The organism is Paenibacillus sp. 37 (assembly GCF_008386395.1).
In the GTDB taxonomy this organism is placed as follows: domain Bacteria; phylum Bacillota; class Bacilli; order Paenibacillales; family Paenibacillaceae; genus Paenibacillus; species Paenibacillus amylolyticus_B.
Genome location: NZ_CP043761.1, coordinates 1 through 17,358, shown reverse-complemented (window position 1 = coordinate 17,358; position 17,358 = coordinate 1). Strand labels below are relative to the sequence as shown.

Sequence of the window (17,358 nt, the reverse complement as noted above, 5' to 3'; positions counted from 1 at the left end):
AAACAAATAAAAACCACCACCGAATAACATCGGCAGTGGTTCTTCGCTTGGCGGCGTCCTACTCTCCCAGGACCCTGCGGTCCAAGTACCATCGGCGCTAGAGGGCTTAACGGTCGTGTTCGGGATGGGTACGTGTGGAACCCCTCCGCCATCGCCACCAAACGCATAGCTTAATTAACATTTCAGAGTTATTGTTCTCTGAAAACTAGATTCGAAACGAAACATGCGAATTATCACTTGCATATTTGGATAAGCCCTCGACCGATTAGTACTGGTCAGCTCCATGCATTGCTGCACTTCCACCCCCAGCCTATCTACCTCGTCGTCTTCAAGGGGTCTTACATACTGGGAAATCTCATCTTGAGGGGGGCTTCACGCTTAGATGCTTTCAGCGTTTATCCCGTCCGTACATAGCTACCCAGCGGTGCTCCTGGCGGAACAACTGGTACACCAGCGGTACGTCCATCCCGGTCCTCTCGTACTAAGGACAGCTCCTCTCAAATTTCCTACGCCCACGACAGATAGGGACCGAACTGTCTCACGACGTTCTGAACCCAGCTCGCGTACCGCTTTAATGGGCGAACAGCCCAACCCTTGGGACCTACTTCAGCCCCAGGATGCGATGAGCCGACATCGAGGTGCCAAACCTCCCCGTCGATGTGGACTCTTGGGGGAGATAAGCCTGTTATCCCCAGGGTAGCTTTTATCCGTTGAGCGATGGCCCTTCCATGCGGTACCACCGGATCACTAAGCCCGACTTTCGTCCCTGCTCGACTTGTAGGTCTCGCAGTCAAGCTCCCTTATGCCTTTGCACTCTTCGAATGATTTCCAACCATTCTGAGGGAACCTTTGGGCGCCTCCGTTACTCTTTAGGAGGCGACCGCCCCAGTCAAACTGCCCACCTGACACTGTCCCCGCACCGGATTACGGTACCAGGTTAGAACCTAGATACGATCAGGGTGGTATCCCAACGTTGCCTCCACACAAGCTGGCGCTCATGCTTCAAAGGCTCCCACCTATCCTGTACAGATCGTACCCAAATTCAATATCAAGCTGCAGTAAAGCTCCATGGGGTCTTTCCGTCTTGTCGCGGGTAACCTGCATCTTCACAGGTATTAAAATTTCACCGGATCTCTCGTTGAGACAGCGCCCAAGTCGTTACGCCATTCGTGCGGGTCAGAATTTACCTGACAAGGAATTTCGCTACCTTAGGACCGTTATAGTTACGGCCGCCGTTTACTGGGGCTTCGGTTCACAGCTTCGGGATTACTCCCTAACCACTCCCCTTAACCTTCCAGCACCGGGCAGGCGTCAGCCCGTATACTTCGCCTTACGGCTTCGCACAGACCTGTGTTTTTGCTAAACAGTCGCTTGGGCCTTTTCACTGCGGCCCCCTCGTGCTATTCACACTACCGGGGCACCCCTTCTCCCGAAGTTACGGGGTCATTTTGCCGAGTTCCTTAACGAGAGTTCTTCCGCGCGCCTTAGAATACTCTTCTCGCCTACCTGTGTCGGTTTGCGGTACGGGCACCATCACCTGGCTAGAGGCTTTTCTTGGCAGTGTGAGATCATGACCTTCGCTACTATAATTTTCGCTCCCCATCACAGCTCAGCCTTACAATGTGCGGATTTGCCTACACATCAGCCTTACTGCTTAGACGGACATCCATCAGTCCGCGTCACTACCCTACTGCGTCCCCCCATTGCTCATAACGGCTTACGGTGGTACAGGAATTTCGACCTGTTGTCCTTCGACTACGCCTTTCGGCCTCGCCTTAGGTCCCGACTTACCCTGAGCGGACGAGCCTTCCTCAGGAACCCTTAGGCTTTCGGCGGATCAGATTCTCACTGATCTTTTCGTTACTCATACCGGCATTCTCACTTGTATAATGTCCAGCGCTCCTTACGGTACACCTTCAACCCTTATACAACGCTCCCCTACCCCTGATGCAAAGCATCAAGCCATAGCTTCGGTGGTGTGTTTAGCCCCGTTACATTTTCGGCGCAGAGTCACTCGACCAGTGAGCTATTACGCACTCTTTCAATGGTGGCTGCTTCTAAGCCAACATCCTGGTTGTCTGTGCAACTCCACATCCTTTCCCACTTAACACACACTTGGGGACCTTAGCTGATGGTCTGGGCTGTTTCCCTTTTGACAATGGATCTTAGCACTCACTGTCTGACTCCCGGAAGTAAGTCTATGGCATTCGGAGTTTGACTGAGCTTGGTAACCCTTGCGGGCCCCGCACCCAATCAGTGCTCTACCTCCACGACTCTGTTTTCCGAGGCTAGCCCTAAAGCTATTTCGGGGAGAACCAGCTATCTCCGAGTTCGATTGGAATTTCTCCGCTACCCCCACCTCATCCCCGCATTTTTCAACATGCGTGGGTTCGGGCCTCCAGTGCGTGTTACCGCACCTTCACCCTGGACAGGGGTAGATCACCCGGTTTCGGGTCTACGTCCACGTACTATGTCGCCCTATTCAGACTCGCTTTCGCTGCGGCTCCGGCTCTTCACCTTAACCTTGCACGGGAACGTAACTCGCCGGTTCATTCTACAAAAGGCACGCCATCACCCCTAAAACGGGCTCTGACTTTTTGTAAGCACACGGTTTCAGGTTCTATTTCACTCCCCTTCCGGGGTGCTTTTCACCTTTCCCTCACGGTACTGCTTCACTATCGGTCGCTAGGAAGTATTTAGCCTTGGCAGATGGTCCTGCCGGATTCATACGGGGTTTCACGTGCCCCGCACTACTCGGGATCCGTCTCGGAGGGAACAGACTTTCAACTACAGGGCTTTTACCTTCTTTGGCGGGCCTTTCCAGACCTCTTCGCTTAACCGGTTCCTTTGTAACTCCATGTGAGACGTCCCACAACCCCAAAGAGCAAGCTCTCTGGTTTGGGCTTCTCCGCGTTCGCTCGCCGCTACTGACGGAATCACTATTGTTTTCTCTTCCTCAGGGTACTTAGATGTTTCAGTTCCCCTGGTATGCCTCTGCATAACCTATGTATTCAGTTATGAGTAACTGGAAATTACCCCAGCTGGGTTTCCCCATTCGGACACCCCCGGATCAAAGCTTGCTTACAGCTCCCCGAGGCAGTTTCGTTGTTCGCCACGTCCTTCATCGGCTCCTAGCGCCTAGGCATCCTCCGTGTGCTCTTAGTAGCTTAACCAGTTTGCTCCGGTTTTGGCTGCTCGCTTCCCTTGTTTTGGACTACGTCCAAAGCCAAAAGTCACTCCCATCCAATACCATCGCAAAAGCAATTAAGTACCAATTTATTAAACTTGTTTAACACAAGTTCAGCTAAAAAGGAATGTTCTAATTCGCGTTTGTTTCGTTTCGATATCTAGTTTTCAAAGAACAAGCTCCATGCAAAAGCAAGCTGTTTGAGAGTTTGAGCTCTCAAAACTGAGCAACGAGTGAGTGTTTTGCTCTTCATTTCATCCACACCGAAGTGATGGACCAAAATGAATCGCTGTCGCAGGTTCTAAGAACCTGCTTATTTGAATGTTTCCGTTGCAGGAAACGATTCTCCATAGAAAGGAGGTGATCCAGCCGCACCTTCCGATACGGCTACCTTGTTACGACTTCACCCCAATCATCTATCCCACCTTCGGCGGCTGGCTCCTTGCGGTTACCCCACCGACTTCGGGTGTTATAAACTCTCGTGGTGTGACGGGCGGTGTGTACAAGACCCGGGAACGTATTCACCGCGGCATGCTGATCCGCGATTACTAGCAATTCCGACTTCATGCAGGCGAGTTGCAGCCTGCAATCCGAACTGAGACCGGCTTTGTTGGGATTGGCTCCATCTCGCGATTTCGCAGCCCGTTGTACCGGCCATTGTAGTACGTGTGTAGCCCAGGTCATAAGGGGCATGATGATTTGACGTCATCCCCACCTTCCTCCGGTTTGTCACCGGCAGTCTATCTAGAGTGCCCACCCGAAGTGCTGGCAACTAAATATAAGGGTTGCGCTCGTTGCGGGACTTAACCCAACATCTCACGACACGAGCTGACGACAACCATGCACCACCTGTCTCCTCTGTCCCGAAGGAAAGGTACATCTCTGTACCGGTCAGAGGGATGTCAAGACCTGGTAAGGTTCTTCGCGTTGCTTCGAATTAAACCACATACTCCACTGCTTGTGCGGGTCCCCGTCAATTCCTTTGAGTTTCAGTCTTGCGACCGTACTCCCCAGGCGGAGTGCTTAATGTGTTAACTTCGGCACCAAGGGTATCGAAACCCCTAACACCTAGCACTCATCGTTTACGGCGTGGACTACCAGGGTATCTAATCCTGTTTGCTCCCCACGCTTTCGCGCCTCAGCGTCAGTTACAGCCCAGAGAGTCGCCTTCGCCACTGGTGTTCCTCCACATATCTACGCATTTCACCGCTACACGTGGAATTCCACTCTCCTCTTCTGCACTCAAGTCACCCAGTTTCCAGTGCGATCCGGGGTTGAGCCCCGGGATTAAACACCAGACTTAAATGACCGCCTGCGCGCGCTTTACGCCCAATAATTCCGGACAACGCTTGCCCCCTACGTATTACCGCGGCTGCTGGCACGTAGTTAGCCGGGGCTTTCTTCTCAGGTACCGTCACCTTGAGAGCAGTTACTCTCCCAAGCGTTCTTCCCTGGCAACAGAGCTTTACGATCCGAAAACCTTCATCACTCACGCGGCATTGCTCCGTCAGGCTTTCGCCCATTGCGGAAGATTCCCTACTGCTGCCTCCCGTAGGAGTCTGGGCCGTGTCTCAGTCCCAGTGTGGCCGATCACCCTCTCAGGTCGGCTACGCATCGTCGCCTTGGTGAGCCGTTACCTCACCAACTAGCTAATGCGCCGCAGGCCCATCCCCAAGTGACAGATTGCTCCGTCTTTCCAGTTTCCTTCAGGCGAAGAAAACAATTATTCGGTATTAGCTACCGTTTCCGGTAGTTGTCCCAAACTTGAGGGCAGGTTGCCTACGTGTTACTCACCCGTCCGCCGCTAACTATCAGAGAAGCAAGCTTCTCATCAAGTCCGCTCGACTTGCATGTATTAGGCATGCCGCCAGCGTTCGTCCTGAGCCAGGATCAAACTCTCCAATAAAGTATTGAAAAGAGCGATAAGCTCATTTTGAATCTGACGAGATTAAAAATCTCATTTGTGCTCCAGTCGATCCAAGCCAGGGCTTGTCTCAAACTTTTGCGTTCATTCTGCAAGCAGAATGTTTACTCACTCGTTGTTCAGTTTTCAAAGATCAAACTTATTTTTGTTACCGAATGTTTTTCTCTTCAGCAACTTTTATATCTTATCACATCCGAACCAACTTTACAAGCTCTTTTTTTTAAGTTTCTTTCGAAGCTTATTTCATTCGCTTGCCGCACCGTGTAAACCGTGTTTTCTTGGCCGGAATTAGAATATACCATGTACAGTTATTGAATGCAAGTCTTTTTTTGAGTAATTATATATCTTTCTATAATCTTTCTGTTTTTTTCTACATTTCCACATTTATCTCACGTAAAAGGCCTCTCTATAAAAGAAAGACCCTCTCATCAAGTTCCTTTAATATCTACTGTTATCCGATAACCTCTTGGATGTGAAGCTGCCGTTGCTGCATAAGATTAACGATGTTTCCTTCTACTGACACCATAGGCCGTGTAGGATGATCTCGATCAGAGAATACAATCTCTCCAATTTGGTTATTGCTGAGTTTCACTCGGATGCCATTATGGATCTGGGTCGACCGTTGAACAAATACACTTACGATTGAAGGGTCCAGTTTCCCAAATGCCTCACTTTGGATCTGTTCTAGGACTAGGTATGGTGATTGTGCCTTGCGGTAGATCTTCTCCAGCGTCATGGCGTGGAAAATATCAGCGATAGCTACAATCTTGGCATAAATATGAATTTGCGTCCCACTAAGCTGCAACGGGTAGCCTGATCCATCCACTTTTTCATGATGCTGCAAAGCTGCAAGTCTGGCTCCCTCATTAATGGCCTTTGCCTGTTTAAGGATCTGATAACCATATTTCGTATGCTGACGAATCTCTTCCTGCTCTGTAGCCGTCAACGTGGATGGTTTATGGAGTATCTGCGGATCTACCTTGTTGTTACCAATATCATGGAACAAGCCTGCAAAAGCCACTTGCATCCAATCCTTGGAGGGGAGATCGATCCATTGAGCCAGTTGATAGGATGTGATCGCACTCAGTACAGCATGGTGATATACATAATCATGTTCTTGCATTACTCGTGGACTGAAGGTAAGCACATTATATTGTTTGAGATGTGCAAACACTGCCTCCAACTGTGTACGTAACTCATAGACCGGTAATTCAGCCGCCAGAGAGGACAGGAAAGCATTTTGGGTTAGTCCGACCATCTTCTCATACTCATCCTGCAAAGACGTTACTACAGGAGCTGTGGTGACGTTCCCTGTCTTCCCTGCCCGTTCACCATTGTTGTCATTGGCAGAACTTCCTGCGGACACAGATGCACCTTTGGTTCCTGTACTACTCGACACCGTTCTTTCTTGTTCAATATCTACCTGTTGAATCATAAAGGCTTTGAGCACTTCCATATCCTTGGGTAAAATGACTTTTCCCTTCTGAAGCAGAACGTTGCCGCGAAGTGTTTGCACATCACTCCCAAGTTTGAGTCCTGGTTTGACTTCTGACAGGGTGATTAATCCCATGTGTATTCCCCTCACTCATCGTTCTTCTATGTTAATACAAACAAGACCATAGTCCCGGTTTTTCATGATATTTCCCATTATATTACTCAGGAATCAGGCTGTACATCCCAGATTCGGAAGAATAAAAGAAGAGATTCCTTTATACAAACAAAAGGGCTCCCCGTGGGAGCCCTCGCAATCTTCTTCCAATCTCAAAGAGATCAATCTTTATAAAATTCTATTTTATGCTTCCGAACCGGAATCGTCGTCGCCCTCAACTTCATTAACCTCAGCGTCAGAAACGGTGCCTTCTTCCAAGCTTACTACCGGAGCTTGGGACTCCTCGCCTTCCAAGCCTTCAAGCGACTCATCGTCTGGTTCCTCTTCATTTTTGTCAATTCGGCTAACTGTAGCTACTGAATCCTCGTCACGAATATGAATCAGCTTCACACCCTGCGTGTATCGACCCATAGTGGATATGCCTTCCATGCTCATCCGGATCAACGTACCGCTGGACGTGATAATCATCAGATCCTCTTCGGTTTTAACCATTTTGAGGCTGACTACTGAGCCGTTCTTCTCTGTGACATTAATAGTCTTGATTCCTTTACCGCCACGAGTCTGCATCCGATAATCACTGACAGGTGTACGTTTACCGTAACCTTTGGCTGTAACGATCAGAACATCAAGCTCTTTATCAACTACATCCATACCGATAACAGAGTCCTGTTCATCCAAGGTAATCCCTTTGACCCCGGTTGCGCTACGCCCCATGGAACGTACGTTACCTTCCGAGAATCGAATAGACATTCCGTGAGCTGTACCCATGATGATCTCTTGCAATCCATCGGTCAGCTTAACATCGATCAGAACGTCATCATCGCGTAAGGAAATACCGATCAAGCCGCCTTTGCGAATATTGGTGTAATCCTCAAGTGGCGTCTTCTTCACAACCCCTTGGCGGGTAGCAAAGAACAAGTATCTGTCACTTTCGAATTCCTGGACCGGAATTACGGCATTGACCGATTCGCCCTGCTCGATCTGGATCAGGTTGATAATCGGCGTTCCCCGTGCGGTACGTCCAAGCTCTGGAATCTCGTACGCTTTGAGACGATACACTTTACCTTTGTCAGTGAAGAACATGAGGTAATTGTGCGAGTTGGTCACAAACAGATGCTCGACAAAGTCGGTATCTTTCGTATCCATACCAACGACCCCACGTCCACCACGTTTCTGGCTGCGGTATGTGGATACCGGCAGACGTTTCACGTAGCCTGTATGAGTAATCGTAATGATAACCTCTTCACGTGGAATCAGGTCCTCATCCAGAATACTCTCTTCACCTACAGTGATCTCCGTACGACGATCATCGCTGAAGCGGTCGCGGATCTCTTGTAGCTCCGTACTGATAATCTCAAGCACCAGATGCTCATTGGCCAGAATTTCGCGATACTCTCTGATTTTGACCATCAGTTCGTTATATTCATTTTCAATACGTTCACGTTCCAGACCTGTGAGGCGTTGCAAACGCATATCGAGAATAGCTTGGGCCTGATCATGACTGAGTGAGAAGCGCTCAATCAAACCTTCTCTTGCTGCATCCGCATTACTTGATGAACGAATCAACGTAATAATCTCGTCGATATGATCCAGCGCAATACGTAAACCTTCTAGAATGTGTGCACGAGCTTCAGCCTTTTTCAGTTCAAACTGCGTACGTCTGCGAATAACCTCAATCTGATGCTGCAGGTAGTGATACAACACTTCGCGCAAGTTCAGGATTTTAGGTTCTTTATTAACAATCGCAAGCATGTTAATCCCGAAAGTGGATTGCATCGATGTATGTTTGTACAGGTTGTTCAGGACAACCCCCGGATTCACGTCTCTGCGAAGCTCAATTACAACCCGCATACCATTACGGTCAGACTCATCACGAAGGTCAGTAATACCATCAATCTTTTTATCACGTACCAACTCGGCGATTTTCTCAACAAGTCTCGCCTTGTTTACCTGATAAGGCAACTCTGTAACGATAATTCGTGCCTTGTTGTTATTCTCTTCGATGTTGGTTTTAGCCCGCATCGTTACTGAACCACGTCCGGTCTGATACGCCTGGCGAATGCCTGAACGGCCCAAAATGTAGCCGGACGTTGGGAAGTCTGGTCCTTGAATGTAATCCATGAGTTCCATGGATGTAATGTCCGGATTTTGAATCATAGCCTGTACACCATCAATGACCTCACCCAGGTTATGAGGAGGAATATTGGTAGCCATACCTACCGCGATCCCGCCGACCCCATTGACAAGCAAGTTAGGAAAACGAGCAGGTAGAACGATTGGCTCATGTTCTTCACCGTCATAGTTCGGTTGGAAATCAATCGTATCCTTGTTGATATCTCTGAGCATTTCCATAGCAATCTTGGACAAACGTGCTTCGGTATAACGCATGGCTGCTGCCATATCACCATCGACCGATCCAAAGTTTCCATGTCCATCTACATGCATATAACGCAGGGAGAAATCCTGTGCCATCCGTACCATCGTCTCGTAAACAGCAGAGTCACCGTGTGGGTGATACTTACCGATAACTTCGCCGACGATTCTGGCTGATTTTTTATGTGGTTTATCGGGTGTCATGCCGAGCTCTGACATTGCATACAGAATACGCCGGTGAACCGGCTTCAATCCATCACGTACGTCAGGTAAGGCACGGCTAACAATGATGCTCATCGCATAATCCATAAACGATTCACGCATCTCAACGCCTATATCCCGATCTGTAATCTGAGAGTTCATTTCTTCCGCCATGCTGGACCTCCTTCTTGTCCTTCAACAAACGTTCCATTCCGTCATGCAAGAAAATTGATTATATGTGAAAAGCCTAACAAGGCTAAAACCGCGCAAGAACGCTACTCTTTATTATATTACTTTCACAAAAGTTACACAATTAAACGTCCGCTGGGCAATAGCCTTTCTTCCGGGAACTTCTGCGTGTCTGGGGATACGCCCTGCCTTCCTCCCCAATTGCACATACAATGCTAGAAAAACGGCATATGTACTGTGCCTACCGGGGCTAAAGCCATTCCCGTCCTACGATCAAACTGCAAATTGTGCAGCTCATCGCACAAAACGCCATATTTCTCTATTATACCACTGAAATCGTCTCTTGTCCTTTGATTTCTCCGTGTCTTCCCCTCTTAAGAACTGAGCAAAACATGAAAGGACTGATGCATCTTGGGTATCCAACGTGTCTCCAGCAAATGGGCCAAAACAACTGTGTTACAACGCAGTCGCATGGTGAATGAATATATCCCAGTCACCCGAAAATATAGTCGTCAAACTCTGGAACGAATGACTGAATTATTTGAGTCCAACTATATCAAACCAGACCGTGGTACTTACGGTAATGGAGTCATGCGGGTGAAAACAACCCGTTTATACGTACCTGTCGTTAATTCCGAAGATCCCACCACAGAAGCAGAGGTTCCGGAAGAACCCATTGATCGGAACCCAACTGATGAACTCGAAGCAAGTGGTATTACCTCCAGAGCTACCGAGCTCACAACAACATATCAACTCCAATATGGTACAGAGGAGAGATCATTTCATTCCCTGGATGAACTCGAACGAGCACTGAATGATCGCATTCAGGAGTGTGAGTATATCATTCAACAGGGAATCTCGCTGATGAAGCATGAAGATTTGCCTTTTGACTTGCGTGTGTTAACTCAGAAAAATCTGCAGCACAACTGGGAAACAACAGGTGTTCTGGGACGTATTGCTGCCCCGGGTAAAATCATCACCAACATTCATGGCGGTGGGCGATTGGCCACATTTGAAGAACTCGTACTCCCCCATCTTCACCAGGATGGCTTCAAGAAACTTCGCACTGAGCTGTACCGCTTAGGTATTCATACCGCTGTGCAATTGCAAACATCATTTCCAAGACTCAAAGAGATTGGTATTGATATTGCGCTAGACGAAGCAGGGCGTCCCTGGATTCTTGAAGTCAACACACTGCCAGGCATTTACGCCTTTGGCTTATTACCGGACAAGGAGGCGTACCGGAAGATCAAACGTTATGCGATTGCGTACGGTCGTTTGCCCTCCAAAAAGGGTAAGAGCTCCCGGCCATCCCCTAAAGCAAAGGCTTCATCTGCCAAAAAACGTGTACGCAGATAACAATGGGATAGGGAGATCTAAGTTTACGCCTTCCCTGTTCTTACCTTCCCTAATATAAAAAAGGCGCCCTCTCAGGCGCCTCTTCGAATATGTTAAATGTCGAGGTTTTTCACGTATTTTGCATTTTCCTGGATAAAGTCACGACGCGGTTCAACGTTATCCCCCATCAGGGTGTCAAACATGGTATCAGCAAGTATGGCATCATTAATCGATACTTGCATCATGGTCCGACTCTCCGGATCCATCGTCGTTTCCCACAATTGTCCGGCATTCATCTCGCCAAGACCTTTGTAACGCTGAACGTTGAATTTCGCATTTTCGCCGAGCGTTGCAATAATTTCATCGCGCTCTCTCTCGGAACCGGCATAACGAATCACTTTGTTACGCTCAATCTTGAACAATGGCGGTTGTGCAATATATACATAACCTGCCTCAATGATTTTACGCATGTACCGATACAGGAACGTCAGCAATAGTGTTCGGATATGAGCACCATCAACGTCGGCATCGGTCATCAAAATGATTTTGTGATAGCGTGCTTTGGCAATATCGAAGTCATCACCAATACCCGTACCCATAGCCGTAATAATTGCTCTAATCTCCGCATTACCCAAGATCCGGTCGAGACGAGCTTTTTCCACGTTCAAAATCTTACCACGCAGTGGCAAAATGGCTTGGAAATGACGATCCCGGCCTTGCTTTGCTGATCCACCTGCAGAGTCACCTTCGACGATGTACAATTCGCTGATTGAAGCATCCTTGGATGAACAGTCTGCCAGTTTACCTGGAAGTGAGCTTACTTCGAGTGCACCTTTACGACGTGTCAGTTCCCGAGCTTTACGGGCAGCTTCACGCGCACGTGCTGCTTGCAGACCTTTTTCCAAAATGCGACGGGATACGGAAGGATTCTCCTCCAGGAACTCCTGAAGTTTCTCGGCAAACAAAGATTCGACAATTCCACGCACTTCGCTGTTGCCCAGCTTGGTTTTTGTCTGTCCTTCAAATTGCGGCTCCGGAATCTTGACCGAAATAATAGCTGTCAAGCCTTCACGCACGTCATCCCCGGAAAGGTTCCCCGTGCTGTCCTTGATAACTCCCGCCTTACGGGCGTAGTCATTGATAATCCGCGTAAGGGCACTCTTGAAACCTGATTCATGCGTTCCGCCCTCATGCGTGTTGATATTGTTCGCGAAGGAATAGATATTCTCGGTGTAGTTGTCATTGTATTGCAGGGCAACTTCCACCTGGATGTTATCTCTGGAACCTTCAACGTAAATTGGATTCTCATGCAGTACTTCGCGCTTCTGGTTGAGGAAGGAGACGTATTCGATAATGCCGCCTTCATACAGGAATGAGTTGGTTGCACCTGTACGCTCATCCGTCAGTGTAAGACCAATACCCTTGTTCAGGAACGCCAGCTCACGAATACGGGCCAGCAAGATGTCATATTCATAAACTCTTGTTTCCGTGAAAATTTCAGGGTCCGGATGGAATCTAACTGTTGTTCCTGTTTCGTCGGTTGTACCGATCACTTTCAGGTCGTACTGTGGAGCTCCACGGCGATATTCCTGTTGATAGATATGTCCCTCACGTTTAACCGTTACAACCACTTTTTCAGAGAGTGCATTCACAACGGACACACCAACACCATGCAAACCACCGGATACTTTATATCCGCCGCCGCCAAATTTTCCCCCTGCATGGAGGACAGTCATAACTACCTCAAGTGCAGGACGTTTCATTTTGGTATGTTCGCCGACAGGAATACCCCGTCCGTTATCGACTACAGTCACGCTATTGTCTTCATGGATACTGACCTCGATGTGGTCGCAGTAACCTGCAAGCGCTTCGTCAATACTGTTGTCCACTACTTCCCAGACCAGATGATGCAGGCCCTTGGAACTGGTGGAACCGATATACATGCCCGGACGCTTCCGTACGGCTTCCAATCCTTCAAGGACCTGAATTTCATTCGCATCATATGACGGTTGATTCATAGACATGCCTTTCACCTACTTCTATAGATTCAATATCGTAAATATGCGTTAACTAATAATTGTTTGCTGAAATAGGCAACGTCCTTCATTTCAGCAGCTATTCAAATTTAAAGACAAGCAGCAAAAGTGACATCTTTTATGCCACACAACGCTAGAGATCCGGAAAAATGTGAGCCCGCTTTTTCAGCGTGGCTGAGGAAATAGGCGAGTAGTACACAATGTTTTTGGTCACCACAATGGACTTGGCTTCCTCTTCGCCGATGTGTTCCACTGTTTTTTCCTGCTCGGCATGCGTGACATACTGCTTGGAGATCTTTGAGGATTTTTCAATCGATATATCAAAAATAGCGACCAATTCGGAAGAACGGATGATCTTCTCACCGCCCAGATGAATGTACATAAGCCCTTCACTCCTTAGCGTTCAACCTGTCCGGCATGAACGTGATAAATACTGGCATCTTTGAGCTTGTCAACGTTCAGGCTCTCGATGCCCGTAGCTGTAATAAAGGTTTGCACCTTGCTCTGGAACGTTTCGATCAGCTGCGTCTGGCGAAAAGGGTCCAGCTCTGACAGAACATCATCCAGTAGCAGGACCGGATATTCTCCGATTTCTTCGTGAATAAGTTCGATTTCCGCAAGTTTAAGGGACAACGCCGTTGTGCGCTGCTGCCCCTGCGAGCCATATGTTTGTACTTCCCGATCGTTAATGAAAAAGGACAGGTCATCCCGATGCGGCCCACTAAGGGTTGTGCCTCGGCGAATCTCCTGCTCTTTCATTTGTGATAATTTTATCATAAATTGGTCCATTAAGACAGCTTCATCTTCCTCAGCGGCTTCGCTGAAGGAAGGAAGGTAGGCCAGCCGCAAGACTTCTCCGCCTCCGGTGATCCCCTGATGAATCGTTTCTGCCCACTTTTGCAGTTTCTTTATGAATTGTTTCCTTTTTTTGACGATTTTAACACCATGCTCGACCAGTTGTTCGTTCCAGACCTCAAGCATGGTCTGGGCCGATGCCCCTTTTCCCCATAACTGCTTAAGCAAATTATTCCGTTGGACGAGCACTTTTTGATATTGCTGCAGGTGGTACAGGTAACCAGGAGCAACCTGTCCAATCTCCATGTCAAGAAACCGGCGGCGGACCCCCGGTGTGCCTTTTACAATCTCCAGATCCTCCGGTGCAAACATCACAACATTGAGCGCTCCGACAAAATCACTTAACTTGCGCTGCTCCAGGCCGTTAATCTTTGCTTTTTTACCTTGTTGCGACAAAGATAGTTCAAGCTTGACCGATCCGTACTTTTTGTCGACCTCTGCTGCAAGTCTGGCACGTTCCTCACCGAAACGAATCAGCTCCTTGTCACGAGATGTACGGTGGCTCTTGGTGAGTGCAAGTACAAAAATCGCCTCTGCAAGATTGGTCTTGCCTTGGGCATTTTGCCCAATCAACAAGTTTACCGGACCAAAAGAATCCAGTCTCAGATGTTCATAATTGCGGAAATTCTGCAGATCAATGCTGTTCACAAACACGCGGTAACCTCCCTTTTATCCCGTCCGTCAGGAGGCAGCAGGATCGAACTGGTCTTCTTATTCTGCAGCAACTTCGAATGTGCCTTCTCCGTCCACTTCAACGATATCCCCAGGGTATAACTTACGTCCCCGGCGTTCCTCAGGCTCTTTATTCACACGTACAAGTCCTTCCTGAAGCAGAGCTTTGGCCATACCTCCAGTTGGGATGCAATCAGCCAGTTTCAAAAATTGATCAAGCTTAATATATTCCGTACGAATCGTAACTTGGTTCACTGTGATCTTCCTTTCGTTAGTTGGTCGTTCGATATGGCAATATCACGTAAAGGCTGTGACTGTCATCCAGCGGTTTCAAGATAATTGGACTCATGACTCCTGTAAAAGCGATCATCAGCTGCTCACTTTCAACAACTTTCAGTACATCCAGCATGTATTTGGAGTTGAACGAGATTTTTAACGGATCTCCTGTAAACTCGGCAGGTTCGATTTCTTCTCTTACTTTACCTAGCTCGGAAGAGCTTGAAGAAATTTCAACGGATCCAGAATCCATCGTTTGCATACGCACGATGTTTGTTTTCTCTTCACGCGACAGCAAATAAGCCCGGTCAATGGATTCACTTAATTTTTTTGTATCTAAAACAAGTTCTGTTTTGTATGACGTTGGAATAATTCTAGAAGTATCCGGATATGTTCCGTCCAAAATACGGGAGTAGAACAATACACGGTCGATTTTGAACAGGACCTGGTTATCTGCAACAACGATATCCACAAGGGTATTTTGATCCGGAACAATTTTGCTGAGCTCGTTCAGCGTTTTACCGGAAATAACCACGTTGTTGAAGCGGATACCTTCTGCATTATCCAGCATTGCTGATCGAGTAGCAAGACGGTGACGGTCTGTTGCCACAAATTTCAATTCGTTGTCACCCAAACTCCAGAGTACACCTGTCAGGATTGGAGTAGTCTCATGTGTGGAAATGGAGAAGACCGTTTGTTTGATCATATTTTTCAACAAATCTCCTGGAATGGAGACCGTTTGGTTTTCTTCGATGCTTGGCAGTACAGGGAATTCTTCCGGATCAAGACCTACCAGTTGAATTTCGGTAGCACCTGCGGAGATAAAGGTGTTGAAGTTCTCTTTGACTTCCATGTGCACTTCCTGTGATGGCAGCTTCTTGATGATCTCCACGAAAAACTTGGCTGGCAAAACGACACTGCCGGGTTGTTCTACCTGAACTACGCTTTTATCTCCATCTTCAAGCGGAATGAAGGATTGAATGGATATATCGGTGTCACTTGCTGTCAACGTTACACCTTGATGATTCACGTCGAATTTGATACCGCTCAGAATCGGAATCGTCGTACGGCTTGAGATCGCTTTGGATACTTGCTGTATGGAATCGTTTAAGTAGTTTTTCATTATGCTGATTTTCATGGTTTCACTCCTAGCTGATTTTTTGGGGTGTTAAAAGGTGTTTTTCAAAGGCCGAAGGCTAAGCTCCGAAATGGCTATTTTGGAGATGATATCTTTAAGATCTTTTTAGTAATAATAGTAATAGGGGCACTGAATATGTGGATAAGTGGGTATAAACCCGTACACCCAAGCCTATCCACATGTGTATACGTTGTGCATAGGCTTGGGACTTGTTCAGGTTGGATTCTTTATTTTTTCGGTTAAGTTGTTGATAACTTTATAGAGATCCTGATCGTTTTTAATTGCTTGGGAGATTTTTTCGTGAGCATGTATGACAGTGGTGTGATCTCGTCCTCCGAATGCTTCCCCAATTTTGGGCAGAGAAAAGTCTGTCAGTTCACGAGAGAGATACATGGCAATCTGTCTTGGAAAAGCAACTGCCTTGGTCCGTTTCCGTGCTTTGAAATCTTCAAGCTTAAGGCTATAATACTCGCCGACCTTTTGTTGGATGTCATGAATAGTGATCATTTTGGGACGACTGGAAGGAATAATATCCTTCAGTGCTTCAGCTGCCAGATGAGTGGTTACATCTTGATTAGTCAGTGAAGAGTAAGCAACGACCCGAATCAGGGCACCTTCCAGTTCACGGATGTTGGTGTCAATCTGGTTGGCAATGTACATCATCGCTTCATTCGGAATATCCAGGTTTTCCGCACGTGCCTTTTTACGCAAAATTGCGATTCTTGTCTCCAGATCTGGAGGCTGGATATCCGTGATTAACCCCCATTCAAAGCGAGAACGAAGTCGTTCTTCCAGTGTCGGAATTTCCTTCGGTGGTCTGTCGCTGGAGATGATAATCTGCTTCCGTTCCTCATGCAGCGCATTAAACGTATGGAAAAATTCCTCTTGTGTTGATTCTTTTCCCGCCAAGAACTGAATATCATCAATGAGCAAAATGTCGACGCTCCGGTATTTGTTACGGAAGCTCTCCCCGCGGTTGTCACGGATTGAGTTAATGAATTCGTTCGTGAATTTCTCAGACGACAAATAAACGACTTTGCTGCCCGGATCATGCTCCAGAACATAATGTCCGATTGCATGCATCAAGTGAGTTTTACCGAGACCTACTCCTCCATACAGAAAGAGAGGATTGTAAGCTTTGGCGGGCGCTTCAGCGACCGCCAGCGATGCGGCATGGGCAAAACGGTTGCCCGGCCCGATGACAAATGTATCGAACGTATATTTCGGATTCAGCATGCTGAGTACGGCTTCTTCCTGTACAACTGTAGGCGTTGGCGCCGGTAGTTGCGGGTCCGGTTCAGCAGGTTTGTTCTCTTCGATGACAAATTTCACATCGACTTGCTTGCCAAGCAACTCGTATACCGTCGAGCCAACCAATTTGGTGTAACGGCTCTCCAGCCATTCGACGGCAAACGTGGTTGGTGCGGAAATGACGATTGAACGGTCATTCAGCTTGGTGGCTTTGGTTGCTTTGAACCAGGTGTCAAAGCTGGGTTTGCTGAGTTTGTTTTGTATGATTGATAAAATTTGCTGCCATAAATCAGAAGTATGGCTGTCCAC

General features: G+C 47.7%; 9 protein-coding genes and 3 rRNA genes. 1 reads left to right on the top strand and 11 read right to left on the bottom strand.

Annotated elements, in window-relative coordinates:
- Positions 1 to 45: 45 nt before the first annotated feature.
- The 5 genes from rrf to gyrA form a co-directional block, all read right to left on the bottom strand.
- A 5S ribosomal RNA gene (gene rrf / locus F0220_RS00060) occupies positions 46 to 162 on the bottom strand.
- 83 nt (positions 163 to 245) lie between these two features.
- A 23S ribosomal RNA gene (locus tag F0220_RS00055) occupies positions 246 to 3,173 on the bottom strand.
- Positions 3,174 to 3,540: 367 nt separating this feature from the next.
- A 16S ribosomal RNA gene (locus F0220_RS00050) occupies positions 3,541 to 5,093 on the bottom strand.
- Together the 16S, 23S and 5S rRNA genes form the textbook arrangement of a ribosomal RNA operon.
- A 469-nt stretch (positions 5,094 to 5,562) precedes the next feature.
- Positions 5,563 to 6,681, bottom strand: coding sequence for an HD-GYP domain-containing protein (locus F0220_RS00045; RefSeq protein ID WP_105600643.1), 1,119 nt, complete (start codon positions 6,679 to 6,681; stop codon positions 5,563 to 5,565).
- Between the two features lie 222 nt (positions 6,682 to 6,903).
- Positions 6,904 to 9,468 carry a DNA gyrase subunit A gene (gene gyrA / locus F0220_RS00040; RefSeq protein WP_091012183.1) on the bottom strand — a complete coding sequence of 855 codons (2,565 nt, stop codon included), beginning with the start codon at positions 9,466 to 9,468 and terminating at the stop codon, positions 6,904 to 6,906.
- Between the two features lie 426 nt (positions 9,469 to 9,894).
- Between gyrA and F0220_RS00035 the strand changes: the two genes are divergently transcribed.
- Positions 9,895 to 10,842, top strand: a complete 948-nt coding sequence (locus F0220_RS00035; protein WP_105600642.1) for a YheC/YheD family protein — start codon at positions 9,895 to 9,897, stop codon at positions 10,840 to 10,842.
- Between the two features lie 92 nt (positions 10,843 to 10,934).
- Here the strand turns inward: F0220_RS00035 and gyrB are convergent, their stop codons facing one another.
- The 6 genes from gyrB to dnaA all read right to left on the bottom strand — a co-directional run bounded on the left by gyrB (position 10,935) and on the right by dnaA (position 17,358).
- A complete protein-coding gene (gene gyrB, locus F0220_RS00030; RefSeq protein ID WP_047841032.1) occupies positions 10,935 to 12,845 on the bottom strand; it encodes a DNA topoisomerase (ATP-hydrolyzing) subunit B in 1,911 nt (636 codons plus the stop codon).
- A gap of 145 nt (positions 12,846 to 12,990) precedes the next feature.
- On the bottom strand, positions 12,991 to 13,239 hold the full coding sequence (gene remB / locus F0220_RS00025) for an extracellular matrix regulator RemB (RefSeq protein ID WP_017691405.1): 249 nt from the start codon (positions 13,237 to 13,239) through the stop codon (positions 12,991 to 12,993).
- A gap of 14 nt (positions 13,240 to 13,253) precedes the next feature.
- On the bottom strand, positions 13,254 to 14,366 hold the full coding sequence (recF, locus tag F0220_RS00020) for a DNA replication/repair protein RecF (RefSeq protein ID WP_017691406.1): 1,113 nt from the start codon (positions 14,364 to 14,366) through the stop codon (positions 13,254 to 13,256).
- Positions 14,367 to 14,423: 57 nt separating this feature from the next.
- A complete protein-coding gene (gene yaaA / locus F0220_RS00015; protein WP_036611994.1) occupies positions 14,424 to 14,639 on the bottom strand; it encodes a S4 domain-containing protein YaaA in 216 nt (71 codons plus the stop codon).
- Positions 14,640 to 14,655: 16 nt separating this feature from the next.
- Positions 14,656 to 15,798: a DNA polymerase III subunit beta gene (dnaN, locus tag F0220_RS00010; protein WP_091012188.1), complete on the bottom strand. Its 1,143-nt coding sequence runs from the start codon at positions 15,796 to 15,798 to the stop codon at positions 14,656 to 14,658.
- Positions 15,799 to 16,011: 213 nt separating this feature from the next.
- Positions 16,012 to 17,358 carry a chromosomal replication initiator protein DnaA gene (gene dnaA, locus F0220_RS00005; protein ID WP_036611990.1) on the bottom strand — a complete coding sequence of 449 codons (1,347 nt, stop codon included), beginning with the start codon at positions 17,356 to 17,358 and terminating at the stop codon, positions 16,012 to 16,014.